The organism is Azospirillum himalayense (assembly GCF_042657465.1).
GTDB lineage: Bacteria > Pseudomonadota > Alphaproteobacteria > Azospirillales > Azospirillaceae > Azospirillum > Azospirillum himalayense.
In genome coordinates this window covers 98949-114099 of record NZ_JBHSLC010000003.1, presented here as the reverse complement: position 1 = coordinate 114099, position 15151 = coordinate 98949, and the positions used below count along the sequence as shown (strand labels likewise).

At 69.0% G+C, this 15151-nt stretch carries 14 protein-coding genes; 6 read left to right on the top strand and 8 right to left on the bottom strand.

Annotated features, from left to right (window positions below; all coding sequences use genetic code 11):
- Nucleotides 1–27: 27 nt before the first annotated feature.
- The 4 genes from ACFPMG_RS01505 to ACFPMG_RS01490 form a co-directional block, all read right to left on the bottom strand.
- Nucleotides 28–1329, bottom strand: a complete 1302-nt coding sequence (locus ACFPMG_RS01505) for a TRAP transporter large permease (protein ID WP_376993489.1) — start codon at nucleotides 1327–1329, stop codon at nucleotides 28–30.
- 147 nt (nucleotides 1330–1476) lie between these two features.
- Nucleotides 1477–1986, bottom strand: a complete 510-nt coding sequence (locus tag ACFPMG_RS01500) for a TRAP transporter small permease (RefSeq protein WP_376993488.1) — start codon at nucleotides 1984–1986, stop codon at nucleotides 1477–1479.
- A gap of 46 nt (nucleotides 1987–2032) precedes the next feature.
- Nucleotides 2033–3016, bottom strand: a complete 984-nt coding sequence (locus ACFPMG_RS01495; protein WP_376993487.1) for a TRAP transporter substrate-binding protein — start codon at nucleotides 3014–3016, stop codon at nucleotides 2033–2035.
- 14 nt (nucleotides 3017–3030) lie between these two features.
- Nucleotides 3031–4875, bottom strand: coding sequence for a glycoside hydrolase family 2 protein (locus ACFPMG_RS01490; protein WP_376993486.1), 1845 nt, complete (start codon nucleotides 4873–4875; stop codon nucleotides 3031–3033).
- Between the two features lie 207 nt (nucleotides 4876–5082).
- Between ACFPMG_RS01490 and ACFPMG_RS01485 the strand changes: the two genes are divergently transcribed.
- The gene (locus ACFPMG_RS01485) at nucleotides 5083–6165 is read left to right on the top strand and encodes a LacI family DNA-binding transcriptional regulator (RefSeq protein WP_376993485.1); all 1083 of its coding nucleotides are present in this window, start codon (nucleotides 5083–5085) and stop codon (nucleotides 6163–6165) included.
- A gap of 182 nt (nucleotides 6166–6347) precedes the next feature.
- On the opposite strand, the gene ACFPMG_RS01480 is transcribed toward ACFPMG_RS01485, so the two are convergent.
- The 3 genes from ACFPMG_RS01480 to ACFPMG_RS01470 form a co-directional block, all read right to left on the bottom strand.
- Complete coding sequence (locus ACFPMG_RS01480; protein ID WP_376993484.1) at nucleotides 6348–6734, bottom strand: type II toxin-antitoxin system VapC family toxin; 387 nt, start codon at nucleotides 6732–6734, stop codon at nucleotides 6348–6350.
- On the bottom strand, nucleotides 6734–7015 hold the full coding sequence (locus ACFPMG_RS01475; protein ID WP_376993483.1) for a type II toxin-antitoxin system Phd/YefM family antitoxin: 282 nt from the start codon (nucleotides 7013–7015) through the stop codon (nucleotides 6734–6736). Before ACFPMG_RS01475 ends, ACFPMG_RS01480 begins: the two co-directional genes overlap by 1 nt.
- Before the next feature lie 61 nt (nucleotides 7016–7076).
- Nucleotides 7077–8393 carry a lipopolysaccharide biosynthesis protein gene (locus tag ACFPMG_RS01470; protein WP_376993482.1) on the bottom strand — a complete coding sequence of 439 codons (1317 nt, stop codon included), beginning with the start codon at nucleotides 8391–8393 and terminating at the stop codon, nucleotides 7077–7079.
- Nucleotides 8394–8491: 98 nt separating this feature from the next.
- Here ACFPMG_RS01470 and ACFPMG_RS01465 point away from each other — a divergent pair, with 98 nt between their 5' ends.
- Nucleotides 8492–8872 (top strand): hypothetical protein, encoded by a 381-nt coding sequence (locus ACFPMG_RS01465; RefSeq protein ID WP_376993481.1) that lies wholly within the window; start codon nucleotides 8492–8494, stop codon nucleotides 8870–8872.
- Between the two features lie 17 nt (nucleotides 8873–8889).
- Here ACFPMG_RS01465 and ACFPMG_RS01460 read toward each other — a convergent pair whose 3' ends face one another.
- A complete protein-coding gene (locus tag ACFPMG_RS01460) occupies nucleotides 8890–9720 on the bottom strand; it encodes an FkbM family methyltransferase (protein WP_376993480.1) in 831 nt (276 codons plus the stop codon).
- Nucleotides 9721–10161: 441 nt separating this feature from the next.
- Here ACFPMG_RS01460 and ACFPMG_RS01455 point away from each other — a divergent pair, with 441 nt between their 5' ends.
- From ACFPMG_RS01455 to ACFPMG_RS01440, 4 genes are read left to right on the top strand one after another with little or no spacing between them, the layout of a single operon-like run.
- Nucleotides 10162–12162, top strand: coding sequence for a GumC family protein (locus tag ACFPMG_RS01455; protein ID WP_376993479.1), 2001 nt, complete (start codon nucleotides 10162–10164; stop codon nucleotides 12160–12162).
- Nucleotides 12153–12893, top strand: coding sequence for a polysaccharide biosynthesis/export family protein (locus ACFPMG_RS01450; protein ID WP_376993478.1), 741 nt, complete (start codon nucleotides 12153–12155; stop codon nucleotides 12891–12893). The genes ACFPMG_RS01455 and ACFPMG_RS01450 overlap by 10 nt, the downstream gene beginning before the upstream one ends.
- Entirely contained in the window at nucleotides 12890–13702 is an 813-nt protein-coding gene (locus ACFPMG_RS01445) for a WecB/TagA/CpsF family glycosyltransferase (RefSeq protein ID WP_376993477.1), read from the top strand. Before ACFPMG_RS01450 ends, ACFPMG_RS01445 begins: the two co-directional genes overlap by 4 nt.
- Entirely contained in the window at nucleotides 13699–15021 is a 1323-nt protein-coding gene (locus ACFPMG_RS01440; protein WP_376993476.1) for a hypothetical protein, read from the top strand. Before ACFPMG_RS01445 ends, ACFPMG_RS01440 begins: the two co-directional genes overlap by 4 nt.
- Nucleotides 15022–15151: the final 130 nt, after the last annotated feature.

Here is a 15151-nt window from a genome sequence, read left to right as displayed (position 1 = left end):
GGCCGGTTCCTGAGGGCAGGGCGCGGCTTACTTGATGAGGCCGAAGAGGCTGGGCAGCCAGAGCGACAGGCCGGGCACGTAGGTGACGATCAGCAGCGCCGCCGTGCTCCAGGCGAAGAGGGGGATCAGCGGCCGGATCACCTGCTCGATCGACACGCGCGCCACGGCGCAGCCGATGAACAGGGCGCTGCCGGTCGGCGGCGAGACGATGCCGAGCGACAGGTTGAACACCAGGATCACCCCGAAATGCACCGGGTCCACCCCCAGCTCCACCAGCACCGGCAGGAAGATCGGCGTGAAGATCAGGATGCCCGGCGTGATGTCGAGGAAGGTGCCCATCAGCAGCAGCACGATGTTGACCAGCAGCAGGGCGATGATCCAGTTGCCGGACACCGACTGCACCCAGTCGCCGATGATCTGCGGGATCTCGGCCAGCGACATCACGTAGGCCATCGCCATGGAGGTGCCGACCATCAGCGCCACCACCGCCGTTGCGACGATGGTGTCCACCAGGATCTGCATGATGTCGTCCATCGACAGCTCCCGGTAGGCGAGCGCCAGGGCGAGCGCGTAGACGACGGCGATGGCCGATCCCTCGGTCGCGGTGAAGACGCCGCCAACGATGCCGCCGATCACCACGATGATCAGCCCCAGGCTGGGCAGGGCGGACAGCAGGGCGCGCGAGGACTGGGACAGGGTCGGGGAGGGCAGGCGGGCGTAGCCGCGCTTCTTCGCCATCATCCAGGCCGGGATCATCACCGCCAGCCCGAGCAGGATGCCCGGCAGGTAGCCGGCCACGAACAGCGCCGCGATGGAGGTGCCGCCCGACACCAGCGAATAGACGATGAAGGCGCCCGACGGCGGGATCAGCAGTCCGGTGATGCAGGAGGAGATGTTGACCGCCGCGGTGTAGCTGCGGTCGTAGCCGGCCTTGTCCATCGACGGCTGCATGGTGCCGCCGATGGCCGAGGCGGCGGCCACCGCCGACCCCGACACGCAGCCGAACATCATGTTGGCGAGGATGGTGATCTGCGCCAGCGGTCCGGGCATCCAGCCGACGAAGACCTTGGCGCAGTCGATCAGGCGGCGGGCGATGCCGCCACGGTTCATGATCGAGCCGGCCATGAAGAAGAAGGGGATCGCCAGCAGCGCGAAGCTGTCCAGGCCGGTGGCGATGCGCTGCGCCGTCACCGAGATTGCCGGCAGCGGCGGCATGATGGTCAGCAGCGCCGTGATCGAGGCGAGCCCGGTGGCGTAGGAGATGGGAACGCCGAAGGCCAGAAGGGCGACGAAGGCGGCGCTGAGGACGAGGGCGGGGGAGAAGTCCATGGCTGCGTTTCCGCGACGGAAGGGGTGGGCGTCATACCGACGGCACCTGAAGGCGCCGCCGGCATGACCCTCTCGATCAATGCCAAGGCATTGATCTGCCGGGTTTCACGGCTGGAAAATGAAGGAAGTGATCATTTTCCAGCCGTATCAGTCGAGCGAGACGGCGTGGCTGGTCACGCCCGGCCCTTCGCGCAGGCTCTCCATCAGGGCGATGACCATGTAGATCAGGGTCAGCACGCCGGACAGCGGGATCACGGCGTAGACCATCCACATCGGCAGCTGGAGCGCCGGCGTGACCTGGCCGAGCGTGCGCGCCTTGTCCACCAGCAGCCAGCCGCCGCCGCACAGGATCGTCACGGTGAATAGCGCGACCAGCGCCGCGATGGCGATCTCGACGCCGCCGCGCGGCCGGGCCGGCAGAAGGTCCACCAGCCCGGTGATGGCGATGTGCCCGCGCTTGCCCAGCACATAGGCCGAGCCGAGCAGGCTGACCCAGATGAAGGCGAAGCGGGCGATCTCGTCCGTCGCCGACGTCGAGACGTTGAGCGCGTAGCGGGCGACGACCTGCCACACCACGCAGCCCAGCATGGCGACCGTCAGCGGGATCGTGATGGCGAGCACGACGCGGTCGAGCGTGCGGTGGATGGTGTCCAGCATGGGGGCGCTCCTCTGTTTCGACGCGGCGAGCGGGCGGGGCGGGGGCTTACTTGACCGACTGGATGCGGTCGGCGAGCGTGGCCAGCGCCGGGGTGGCCTTCAGGTCGTCGTACATGGGCTGCACGACCTGACGGTAGGCCGCCTTGTCGGCGTCCACGAACTTGACGCCCATCTTCGCCGCCTCGCCCTCGGCCTTCTCCAGCTCGGCCGCCCAGCGGGCGTTGTGGGCTTTGGCGCTGTCGCGGGCCGCCTGGCGCAGAAGCTCCTGCTGCTCCGGCTTCAGGCGGTCCAGCGTGGAGGTGGCGACCAGCACCACGTCGGGCACGCGGGTGTGCTCGTCGCGGGTGTAGACCTTCATCACCTCGCCGTGGCGGGCCAGCGTCAGGGCGGTCACGTTGTTCTCCGCCCCGTCGACGACGCCGGACTGCAGCGCCGTGTAGACCTCGCCCCAGGCCAGCGGGGTGGCGGTGGCGCCCAGCAGGTTGATCATGCGGGTGGCGATCGGGCCGGGCTGGACGCGGACCTTCAGGCCCTTCAAGTCCTCCGGCTTGGCCAGCGGCTTGTTGGCGTAGAAGCTGCGCGTGCCGTTGTCGTAATAGGCGAGGCCGACGAAGGCCTTGGCCCGGCTGGAGGCCAGGACCTCGTCGCCGACCGCGCCCTCGACCACCTTGAAGAAATGGTCGTTGTCGCGGAACAGGAAGGGCATGTCGTAGACGCCGAAGCTCGGCTCGAAGGCGGCGAGCGGCGAGGCGTTGGCGTGCACGAGGTCGAGCGCGCCGTTCTGCATCTGCTCGATCAGTTCGCGCTGCTGGCCGAGCTGGCCGGCGGGAAACACCTTGATGTCCAGCTCGCCCTTGCTGCGCTCGCGCACCAGCTTGGCGAACTCGTCCAGCGAGACGTCCACCGGGTGGCCCTTGGCCAGCCCGTGGCCGAGGCGCAGCGTGGTCTTGGCGGCGGCCGGCCCGGCGAGGGTCAAGCCCAGAACGGCGGCGGCGAGCAGGGCGGCGTGACGACGGTTCAACGCGAACATGACGAATCCTCCGGTTATCGTGATTTGGCTGAATCGGTGTGCGGCGATGCGGGCGCCTCGGCGTCGGCCATCGCCCGGTAATGCTCCGCAAGGACGGCGAAGGCGCGCTTGCGGGTGGTCTTGTCCTCGGCGATCAGCCCCTTGCGGTTCCAGCCGCGCTGGAAGGCGGTCTGCCGCCGCTCGGTGCGGAAGTCGTAGAGGACCCAGGGCGTCATCCCGCGCACGTAGGGGGCGGTGGCGAGGATGGCGAGCTGCTCGCGGTAGACCGCCTCCTGGCAGTCCTCGGTGAAGAGATCGCGCGGGCCGCCGTGCAGACCGGCCACCGCGTCGGCGCCGAACTCGGAAATGATCACCGGCTTTCCGGGAGCGGAATTGACGAGCAGCCGGCGCAGCCCGTCGAAGGAGGGCTCGTACCAGCCGAAATACTCGTTGAGACCGATCACGTCGAGATGGTCGGCCAGCCGGTCGGCGATGGCGAAGCGTTCGCGGTCGATCAGGCAGGCCGCGGTCACCAGCCGCGTCGGGTCCAGCTTGCGGGCCAGCGCGGCCAGCCGCGCCATGAAGGAGAGGCGGGCGTCGGTGTCGGCGTTCTCGTTGCCGACGCCCCACAGGATCGTGCTGGCCCGGTTGCGGTCACGGGCGATCAGCTCCGCCAGCTGGTTCGCGGCGTCCTCGTAGGTGTCGGGGTTGGCGAAGTCGATGGCCCAGTAGACGGGAATCTCCGACCACAGCATCAGCCCGACCTCGTCGGCGATGGCCGCCGCCCGCGGGTCGTGCGGGTAGTGGGCGAGGCGCAGGAAATTGCAGCCCAGCGCCTTGGCGTCGGCGTAGCGGCGGCGGATGTCCGCCTCGTCGCTGGTCTTGCCGAGCGTGAGGTCGTCCTCATGCACCGAGACGCCGCGCAGCGTGATGTCGCGCCCGTTGAGGAGGATGTGCTCGCCCGCCACGGCAATCTCGCGGAAGCCGACGCGGTCGGCCACGGCATCGGCGCCGAAACGCAGGGTGACGCCGTAGAGGCGGGGCGACTCCGGAGACCACAGCTCCGGGGAGAGATCGAATTCCACCCGCCCGCGTCCGGCGGCGACGGGAATGGGGGAGGGCGGCAGCAGCCCGTCGATGGCGACGGTCGCCGTGCCGTCCACCGGGTCGGACAGGGTGACGTCAACGGCGACGCGGCCGAAGCCGCTGCCCGGCACCAGCGCCACGCCGAAGTCCCGGATGAACAGCGCGGGCAGTCGCAGCAGTGCCACGGAGCGGTAGAGGCCGCCGTAGTTGAACCAGTCGGTGTGGCGCATCGGCACCCGGTCGGCCCGGCGCGTGTTGTCGACCTGGATCTGGAGACGGTTCGCGCCGGGGCGAAGATGCGCGGTCAGCTCGACGCAGAAGGGCGTCGAGGCGCCGCGGTGCGCGCCGAGGAATTGGCCGTTGAGGAAGACGCGCGCCTCATAGGCGGCGGCGCCGATGTGCAGGACGACGCGTTCGTCCGCCTGACCGGGCGTGTGGTCCAGCGTCCGCGTGTACCAGGCGCCGCCCTCGTAATGCCGCCACTCGGGGTGCTGCATGTTCCAGCAGGCGGGGACCGGTGCGGTTTGCCACGCGCCGTCGTCGTAATCGCGCGGGGCGGTCCACTCCGACGCCGGCACCGGCGCGTCGGCGTACCATTTTTGGCGCAGTCCCTCGTCATGGGGATCGATGGCGAAGCGCCAGTCGCCGTCCAGCGACTCGACGGCGCGCCCGGCGACGGTCACCAGGGTTGCGACGCCCACCCGTCCGCGGGCGAAGGCGTCGGCGTATGCCTCGTCATGGAGATGGTCGTAAGGGTCAACGACCGTGGCGCGCTCGGCGCCTTCGGCTGTCATGAGCGTCCTCTCCCTAATCTTTTTTTCGCGCCCGCCTTGTCGGAGGGGCGTGATGGGCCATTCGTCCGTCCCCCGGCGTCGATAGCGATATCACCGCCGAGGGAAATCGATTACCCTTGCCGAAACAATAGGCGGGCGTGCATCTCTACGCAACCGGTTTTCACGCCGCCGCCCACCCCCAACCCTCTTGCGCAGACCGAGGTGCCGATGCCCCCGCCATCCGACCGCAGCCGCGCCTCGCGCACGGAGCGTGCGTCGCTCGCCCCGTCGCTCGCCCAGGTGGCGGCCCGCGCCGGGGTGTCGGTCGCCACCGCCTCGCGCGTCATCAACGGCGTCGCGAACAAGGCGACGGAGGAGACGGCGGAGCGGGTGAGGGCGGCGATCCGCGAGCTGGGCTACCGGCCCGGCAGCGTCGGGCGGGCGCTGCGCCGCCGGGAGAGCCGCATCGTCGGCGTCCTCGCCGCGAACCTCGCCAACCCCTCCATGGCCGCCATCGCCTCGTCCATCGAATGGTCTCTGCGCGGGGAGGGGCTGGTGATGTCGCTGTGCGACACGCACGAGCGCGCCGACGTGCAGGACGAGTACATCCGCGAAATGCGCGCCCAGCTCGTCCGCGCGATGATCCTGGTGGGCGCGGTGGACAGCCCGGCACTGGACGAGGCGCGGGCCGCCGGCGAAACGCTGGTCTTTGTGAACCGCCCGGACCCCGGCGACCCGTCCTCGCCCTATGTCGGTATCGACAACGCCGGCGCCGGGGCGGAGATCGCCGACCGGCTGCTGGAGCGCGGGGTGCGCCGCATCGGCGTCCTCCACGCCTCGCTGGACCGCACCGCCGGCCACTGGCGCCTGCTCGGTCTGTTCGACCGGCTGGCCGCGGCGGGGGTGGATACGGCGGCCATTCCCCGAGCCACCGGGCCGGGGCTGGATCACATCGTGGCCGGCTACCACGCCATGGGAACGATGCTGGAGCGGCCGGACCGCCCGCCGGTGATCGTCTGCCTGAGCGACCTGCTGGCCTACGGCGCCTACCGCCGCGCGCGGGAGGCCGGGCTGGAAGTGCCGGGCGACGTGGCCTTCTTCGGTTTCGACGACAACCCGATCAACCCGTGGATCGCCGACTGGCTGAACTCGGTCCGCGTGCCGTCCGACGATTTCGGTCCGGCCATCGTGGGCATGCTGCACCGGCTCTGGGACGGGGAGGAGCGGCCGGACCCGCTGCTGCTGACCCACCAGCTGACCATCCGCAATCGGCGCCTGCCCGGCGAAACCGAGCCCACCCTGCGGCGCTGAGGGGAAAACGGGGCGACCCCCGTGACCCGGTAAGCTTTCGTACGTAGCTGGTTAGTGAATTTTTCGAGGAGATTGAGGTTGGGGATGCATCAAAATCCCATAAGCGCTGTTATGGAAAATAATGCAAGAAGCGTTTCCTCGTTGGCTCGGCTTTCGACATGGTCAAGCCATCCGGTGCGTCGTTATGGACGCGCCCACATCTGCGCGACTCCCTTGTAATCGGCGATCACGCCATCAGCATGGACCAACGTCAGGTTCTGGGCTTGCGCCTGGGCCACCAGCATGCGGTCAAACGGGTCCGGATGCGCCCACTCCAGACTTCCGGCCCGCTCGGCGTGCGCCGGGTCGATGACGAGAGGCAGAAAGCCGTTCAAGCCGATGGCCGCGCTCGGCGAACCGGTGAAGGCCAGCTTTCCCTTGCCGCTCTTGATCGCGATCTCCCACACGGAGGCCGCGCTCACATGGACGCGGTTGTCCGGATTGGCGATCGCGGCCCGCACCGCCGGGCTGATCGGATCGGCGCCGGCGTCCCACCAGAGGAAGACGTGGGTGTCGAGCAGCAGGTCCATCAGCGGTTCGCCGCGTTGTCCAACCGATCATCCGGCCCATCGTCCGGTTCGCAGCCGGCGAACAGCGCTTCGATCTGCGGGTCGGGATCGTCGAAATCCGGCGCGATCCGGGTGACGCCCAGCGCGCGGGCCGGGGTGCGGGGCGCCGTCACCTTGGGCAGCGGAACCAATTTGGCCATGGGAACGCCGTTCTTGGCGATAACGAACTCCTCGCCGGCCGCCGCCCGGTCGACCAGACCCGAGAGGTGCGTCTTCGCGTCGTACAGGCTGATATGACCCATGGCCCCCTCCCCTTAACCAGCTTGACCAATATGGGTGGGGCCGTTGATTTGGTCAAGTTGGTCAGGCGCGTTCGGTCGCCGCAGACTCCTTGTGGCTCCGGAACAGCAGGAGACGCACCAGCGTCGTTCCGATCGCCCCCTGGGCGACCGTCAGGGCCGTCACCGCCGCCGCTCCGGTCATGCCGAAGAGCGGAATCAGGACGGCGCCGAGCACGATGCACGCCGCGAGCTGCAGCAGGTTGAGCCGGCGCAGCGTGCGTCCGTGTCCCGTCATGGCCAGCAGGATGTCCTGGCAGGCCAGAAGGCAGTGGATCATCTGGCCCACGGCGAGGATTCGCAGCGCCGTCGCCGCGCTGCCGAATCCCTGCCCGACCAGATCGAGCAACAGCTCCGGCACGATCATCATGACCGACACCATGGGCAGGCCGAGCGCCGCGACGGTCAGCATGATGCCGCGGTTCATGGCCAGCAGGCGGGACGTCTCGCCGCGGCGATGCAGCTCGGCGTAGTTGGGCGCGGCGAAGGTTCCGATGCTGATGACGACAACCCAGATCAGCATGGAGATGCGGTTCGCCACGCTGAACGCGCCGACCGAGGCCGCGTCCACGAAGACGCCCAGCGCGAGCACCGGCAGCGACGCCAGCGACACCTGCACCAGCTCGACGACGAACAGGGGACGCGCTGTGTGCCACAGCGACGGCAGAACCTCCGCCGGCCCGTCCGCTGAGGGGGCATCGGCTGGCATGGCATGGTCGGTGAATCGGCGGCGGTCGCGCGCGAGAATGGCCAATCCGACCGCGACGCTGAGGGTCCATGCCCCGGCCAGAGCCAGGATCAGGGAATCGAGGCTGGAAATCCCCGCCAGAAGAGCGGCGAGCATCAGCACCGGCCACAGCGCGTTCTGCACGAACTGCGCGGCGATGCCCCGCTTGAGCCCCGCCAGGGCCGACCCGATGGTGATGGTCAGGGTCTGCGGCAGCAGGACCAGGGCCGACAGGCGCAGCGGCGTTTCGAGGTCCGGCGCCCCGAACAGCAGATGCGACGCCGGCCCGGCCAGGGCGAAGGCCGCCACCGCGGCCAAGGTCGCGGCAAATCCCGTGCCGATCAAACCGGTCCGCAGGTCACGGCCGGCCGCCCGTCCCTGGCCGATGGCCAGTTCGGCGGCGATGTGCCGCGTGATCGCCCGTTCGAGCCCCAGCCGCGCCAGGGTCGATGCCAGGCCGATCCAGGTCAGGCACAGGAAGAACAGGCCGGCATCATGGGCGCCCAGCGCGCGCGCCGCTATGATATAGAGGCCGAGCTTGCCGACGACCTCCACCCCGCGCAGCCCGAGGCCGACGCCGTAACGCCCGAGGGCACGCCATGTCTGGAGACGCATCACGCTCTGTGGGATAAAGGGTTGTTGTGGAGGCGGAAGAGAATCGGAGACGCGCGGCGACCCGCCGTGTTGGGCCGCGCAAGGAGAGCAGTCGGTTGATGACCATGGTGACGACAGGGCGAGGGCACCGGAGAGTCCATGCGGCGCTGGCCTTGTGCCTTGCCGCAGCGCTGCTCGGGCAAGGCCGCCCGGCCGCCGCGCAGGACGAGGAGGAATGGCGCGCCATCGACATCCGCCAGGAAATCCGCACCCATTTCGACCGTCTGCCCTATGGCTGGTGGATTCGTGAACCCGAGCTGCACCTGAACACCTACGAGGTCGAGGTCCACCTTCCCGACTGGTGGCGCGGCAACCCGACCTCGGCGGTGAACAATCTGTGCCCCGAGCGCCAGAGCCGGATCTGGAAGGTGGCGACGATCCTGACCTTGCGCCCCTTCTACCAGAAGCGGCCCTGGCCCGAGGTCGATTGCCGCCGCTGATGCCACCGCTGACGCGGTCAGTTCCCCCCTGATTGCCCGAGCGCGGCGCGCAGCCGGTCGGCCATGCCGTCGCGCGCGACGAAGATGAAGTTGTTGATGTAGACCCGCCCCTTGACGCGGTGGGTGCCCGCCGCGTTGAGGGCCGAGCGGGACTGGTGGCGATCCGGGTCGAAGCCGTCCAGCGTGCACAGGCGTCCCGCCAGGACGAAGTAGCCGCGATAGCCCAGCGGGGCCAGCCGCGCCTGCAACGCCGCCAGGGCTCCGGGATTGTGCCGCTCCTCCGCCTCGATCAGCAGGTTGGGACGGTCGCGCCCGATCAGGCGGAGGCCGCCGCCGACCACCGCGGACTCGTGCCCTTCGACATCGATCTTCAGGAACCCGACCGGGCGATCGTCGTAGCGGTCCAGAGTCCGGCGCGGGACGGTCACCGCCTCCACCTCCCCGCCATGGGCGCCCACCGCCCCCGCCTCGACCGAGGCCAGGGCGGACGAGCGCGGCACATGAAGCACGATCGACCCGTCGCCGTCGCTCAGCGCGCACCCCTCGACCCGCAGCCGGCCGGACGCGATCAGCGGCGCGAATTTGCTCTCCAGCAGCGCCGCGAGCTTCGGATTCGGCTCGAAGGCCGTCACGCTGGCCGCGACCCGGCAGAGCCAGAAGGTGTAGATCCCGCTGTTGGCGCCGATGTCGTAGGCGGCCTCCCCCGGTACGCACAGGGCGGGAAGCAGGCGCAGTTCCGGCTCGGCGTAATAGGGCGCGAGCCGGTCGCGAAGCCAGGTCAGGCGACGGAACATCCGCGGGTGGCGAAGCTCGATCGCGGCTTTCAGGGCGGACAGTCGGTGGATCATGGGGCGAGGCTCGATGGGGCTGGGGCCGGCATCCTGACACCCAACCAAAAAGTGCGGGGATTCGGCAAAAAGCAAATAGCTAAAAATTGAGACAAAATGCTTCAAAAGCCCAACCACCCCATGACAGGGGTACACCGGGCGTGGTAAACCATAGCGGTTAAGTGTTCGATCCACACGCTACGGTACCCATAAAAGATGCTGTCCCAACATCTGGAAAATCGCAGGCAGAGTCAATCGGCTGATCAACTGGATAGCTCGCCGGCTCAGCAATCGCAAGGGGTGCTGTTCTCCAGCGGAGTATCGGCATTTACGCCGCGCGACCTTCTGATACTCGCTTTTTATCACAAGCGCATCATTCTGATCGTTGCCCTCCTCTCGATCATTGCCGGTTTGGCTGCCGCCACCTATGCGCGCACCCGCTACGCTGCGGAAAGCCTGGTCATGATGATGATCGACCGCTCGCACGCGGGGATCAGCGATGTGGCCGGGACCCTGCCCTCCGTCCTGTCGATCGACGGGCTGAAGTCGGTGGACAGCGAGATCCGCATCCTGGAAAGCCGCCGGGTGATCGAGGACACGCTGAGCGCGCTGGACCCGGTCACCCTGTTCCCGGAGATCGCGCGCCCGCGCCTCTTCGGCCTGCTGCCCGCCGACAGCCCACAGGACCAGCTCGAAAAAGCCATCGACAAGTTCAAGCGCCGCCTTCAGGTGGAGCAGCAGTCCTCCTCCAACATCGTGCGCCTCAGCTTCAGCCACGAGGACCCGGACCTCGCCGCGGACACCGTCAACGCCCTGGCCGACGCCTACCTGAAGCGCCGCCGCGCGATCTTCGACATCCCGCGTTCGCCCTTCCTCGCCTCCGAACTGGCCCGCCACTCCGACCAGCTGAAGAGCATCGAGGGGCAGATCCAGGCGCTGAAGTCCGAATACGACATTGTCGATCTCGGGCAGGAAAGCCTGCTGGCCGCCAACCAGGTGGACAGCATCGTGCAGCGCCGCCGGCAGACCCAGGAGCGCCAGGCGGCCCTTCAGGCGGAGGTCACGGCGGCCAAGAAGCGGCTCGCCGCCCTGCCGGAGCGGGTGTTCGACTTCCGGGAGCAGAGCAACCAGACCCAGAACGACGACGACCGCAACGTGCTGCTCCGCCTGGAGCTGGAGCGCGACCGGATGGCCTCGCAGTTCCTGCCGGACTACCCGCCTCTCCAGGAGCTGGAGCGGAAGATCCGGACGGTCCGGCAGTCGATGAAGGGCGGCGACAAGCCGGTCTACAACACCACGCGCGAGGTCCGCAACCCGTCCATCCCCTTCCTGAACAACCATCTGCTGACGCTGGAGATCGAGCAGGACGCGGTGGCCCGGCAGCTCGACGAGCTGAACCGCCAGCACACGGTGGCGGTGGAGAAGGTGGGACGCCTGCGCAAGGCGGAAAGCGAGCTGCGCGACCTGGAGCGCACGCGCGGCGTGATGGAGGACATCTACCGCGACTACGCCCAGCGCACCGAGGCCGCCCGCGCCGAGGAGGAGGCCGCCAAGGTGCGCTTCTCCAACGTCCGCGTCGTGCAGCCGGCCGTGGCCCCGGCGACCGGGACGAGCATGGCGCCGAGCTTCATCATCGCCGGTCTGGTCGGCGGCATCCTGCTGGGCGGTGCGGCCGGCGTGCTCGCGACATGGCTGCGCCAGGTCTACATCCTGCCGCACGAGATCGAGCGCGATCTGGGCGTCCCGGCCATCGCCAGCTTCTCCGACACCGACGGCGAGCTGGTGTCCCCCGGTGCCCAGCAGGAGCTGATCCATCTGGCCGCCCAGCTGCGCGACCACGGCCTGGACGACCAGCCGATGGCCCTGATCCAGTTCGTGACCGCCAACGACGGCGACGGCGACGCCATCGTGGCGCGCGGGCTCGCCCTGGAATTCGCCAAGGGGCGGGGCCTGCGGACGCTGGTCATCGACCTTTGCGGCGACGGCACCGGCCAGCTGACGGCGATCAACGCGGGTGCCGACGACAAGACGGACGGCGAGGCGGCCGGGGAAGTGGACAGCGGAGCCGGCGAGCGGCTGCCGACCATCGAGCCGCAGGGCACCGGCGACCTCGAAGCGCTGCCCTCCGCCGTGCCGTTGCTCTGGGTGTCGCGGCAGGCGACGGGATCGGCGCTGGGCAGCCTGCGCACCCCCATCGCCCAGTCGCGCCAGATGCTGGAACGGCTGAATCAACGCTTTGACATCATTTTGATTCTGTCGCCGCCGATCGGGAACAGCCATCTTGCCCGCCGGCTGTCGCCGATGGTGGATGCGAACATCCTGGTCGCCCGCGCCGAGCACACCCGTGCGCCGGTCGCCGCCCGGATGCGCGACTCCATCCTCGCGTCCGGCGGCGACATCGTCGGCTTGGTGCTGACCGGCCGTCACTTCCACATTCCCCAGGTGATCTACCGATGGCTGTGATGCGGATGGCCGCGATGCGGGGCTTCCTGTTGGCGGCGTTGCTGGCGCTCGGCGCGTGCACCGGCCAGTCGTTGACTCCAAAGGAGGCGATGCCCGAGGGCTTCGCCCGCTGGGAGGACTCCACCCCGCCCTACCGGCTGGGTCCGGGCGACCGCTTCCAGGTCAAGTTCATGCTCACCCCCGACATGGACGAGGAGGTGATGATCGGCCCCGACGGCTCCGCCGGGCTGCGCATGGCCGGGCAGGTCGACGCCGCCGGGCTGACGCCGGGCGAGCTGGCCACCGTGGTCGAGACGCGCGCGCGGCGTTGGATGCGCGCCCCGCAGGTCAGCATCGGGCTGAAGGAGACTCCGTCGAACCGCGCCTACATCGGCGGCGCCGTCGCCCGCCCCGGCACCTACCTGCTGAACGGCCGCATCGGCGTGATGGAGGTGATCATGCTGGCCGGCGGTTTCGACCGCGAGGCGCGGTACGAGGAGGTGGTGCTGATCCGCCGCAACCCCGAGAACAAGCCGATGCTGCGCACCATCGACACCCGCCGGTTCATCGAGACCGGGGCGGCGGTCGGCGACGTGCCGCTGGTCGCCGGCGACATCCTGTTCGTGCCGCGCAGTTCCATCGCCGAGACGGGCCTGTGGGTCGAGCAGTTCATCAACCGCGTCGTCCCGTTCGAGCGCACGTTCAACTACACGATCAGCCGCCAAACCGGCGCGATCACGACCTTCCCATGATGACGCCCCAGACCGAACCGGGGCGGGAGCACCCCGCGGACACCGTCTTCGGGGTCGCCATCACCCGCCTCGACGTGGCCGGTGCCGCCCAGGCCATCGCCGCGCGTGCGCCGGGGGAGCCCTTCGCCTACGTCGTGACGCCGAACGCGCAGCATGTGGTGCGGCTTCACCGCGGCGGCGACGCCCGCTTCCGCGCCGCCTATGACGGCGCGTGGCTGCGGCTGTGCGACAGCCAGATCATGCGGCACCTGTCCCGCCGGCTGTTCCGCAAGCCGCTGCCCAGCGCCAGCGGCAGCGACCTGACCGCCCACCTGTTCGCGCGCGTCATCACCCCGGACGATACCGTCACGGTGATCGGCGGCAACGACGAGCTGGAGCGCCGCCTGCGCGACCGCTTCGGCCTGACCCGGCTGGCCCGGCACGACCCGCCGATGGGCTTCGCCGCCGATCCGCGGGAGGTCGAGCGCTGCGTCCGCTTCGTGCTGGACCACCCGGCCCGCTTCGTCTTCCTGGCGGTCGGCGCACCGCAGTCGGAATGCTTGGCGCTGGCCATCCGGAACACCGGACAGGCCACCGGCGTCGGGCTGTGCGTCGGCAGCTCGCTGCTGTTCGTGACGGGACTGGTCGAACGCGCGCCGCCGCTGTTCCGCCGCTTCGCCCTGGAATGGCTGTACCGGCTGGCCCAGAATCCGCGCGGCCACGCCCGGCGGGTCTTCGTGGAGTCCCTGCCGCTGCTCGGCATCGCGCTGTCGGCCTGGTGGTCGGAACAGCGGGACCGGACTCGCCCGAAGCCGGCGGCTCGCCCATGATCGTCGAGCTGGGAGCCCGGCAGCGCGGCCGCATCCTGTCGCCCGTCCGGGTGGCGGCGCCCCGCCGCGCCCTGCCCCGCTCCCTGACGGTGATGATCCTGCTGGCGGTGCTGCCCCTGTTCGGGCAGAGCTTCCATTACTTGGTCGATGTCCCGCCGCTCTACGCCCTGTCGAAAAGCTGGCCGGTCCTGACCATACCGCTCGCCGTCTACGCGTTGGCGCAGATCGAGCTGCCGTTCAAGTCGTTGTGCATCGCCCTGCTCGCCTATCTCGTGGCGATCACCCCGGCGGTGTCCATGGTCCAGCTCGGCAACGGGCTGACCGATGCGATGGCGACCACGGTCAAGGTCTGGCCCTTCGCCTACTACTTCTCCCTCGCCGCCCTTCTGACGATGCTGCGCCCGACGCTGCCGCAGCTGCGTGGCGCGCTGATCGCGCTCGGCGCCGGCACCTTCGTCGTCATGCTCGCTTTGTGGCTGGTCCTTCCGCCGGAGGCCTACGCCACCGACCCGCTGAAGAGCAAGCTGCTGATGTACGACGTCGAGCGCGGTCCCCGCATCTTCATGCCGATGTTCTTCGGCGTGCTGTTCCTCTTCTATCTGTCCCGGCGGTTCTGCGCGTACCGGGAATGGTGGACCATCCCGCTGCTGCTGGTCGGGCTGTTGCTGATGGTCCTGATCTACAAGCAGCGCACGGCTCTGGGCAGCGTGGTCCTGGTGGTCGGCTTCGCGATGATCACCTCGGCGCGCGGCTGGTGGCGGATCCTTGCGGTCGGCATGGCCCTGCTGGCAACGGTCGTCCTGGCCGCCGTCTACAGCGTGGACCTCGCCAACCGGGCCGAGCAGATGCTCGGCGCCTCCCTGTCGATCCGGCAGAACTCCATCATCCTGGCGCTCGACTTCCTTGAGGTGACGCCGTTGCGCTGGTTGCTGGGGGTGGGCGCCGTCACCCGCTTCAGCAACGTGACCCTGGCGGACATCCTGGGCAACGACCAGTTCTATCTCGCCGACATCGGCTGGATCGGCATCGTCTTCGAATACGGCGTCATCGGCGCGGTGCTGATCGCGGCCTTCTACGTTGCGGCGCTGCGCACCGCCCGCAAGGCCGCCACCGGCGACGATCCCATGACCCAGGCGCTGGGCGACTACATCCTGTTCGCCCTGGCGACCTCCACCATCTACTCCGTCGTCTTCACGCCCGGCGAGGTTGCCAGCGTCATGGCGCTCGCCCTCTACTGGCGCAACGCCCGCCGACAGGCCGGCGCCCGGCGCCCCCTTCACCCACCGAAACGCCCGGTCTTCACCATGGGAAGACGATGACCGCCGCCATCCCCTCCCCATCCCCGGCCTTATGCATGGCGGGAACCCCCAATCATGAGCCGGACCAATGGATCGCAAGGCGAGTGCAGCAGGATCATCGGAATCCGCCTCTCCGGAATTCTTCAAAATG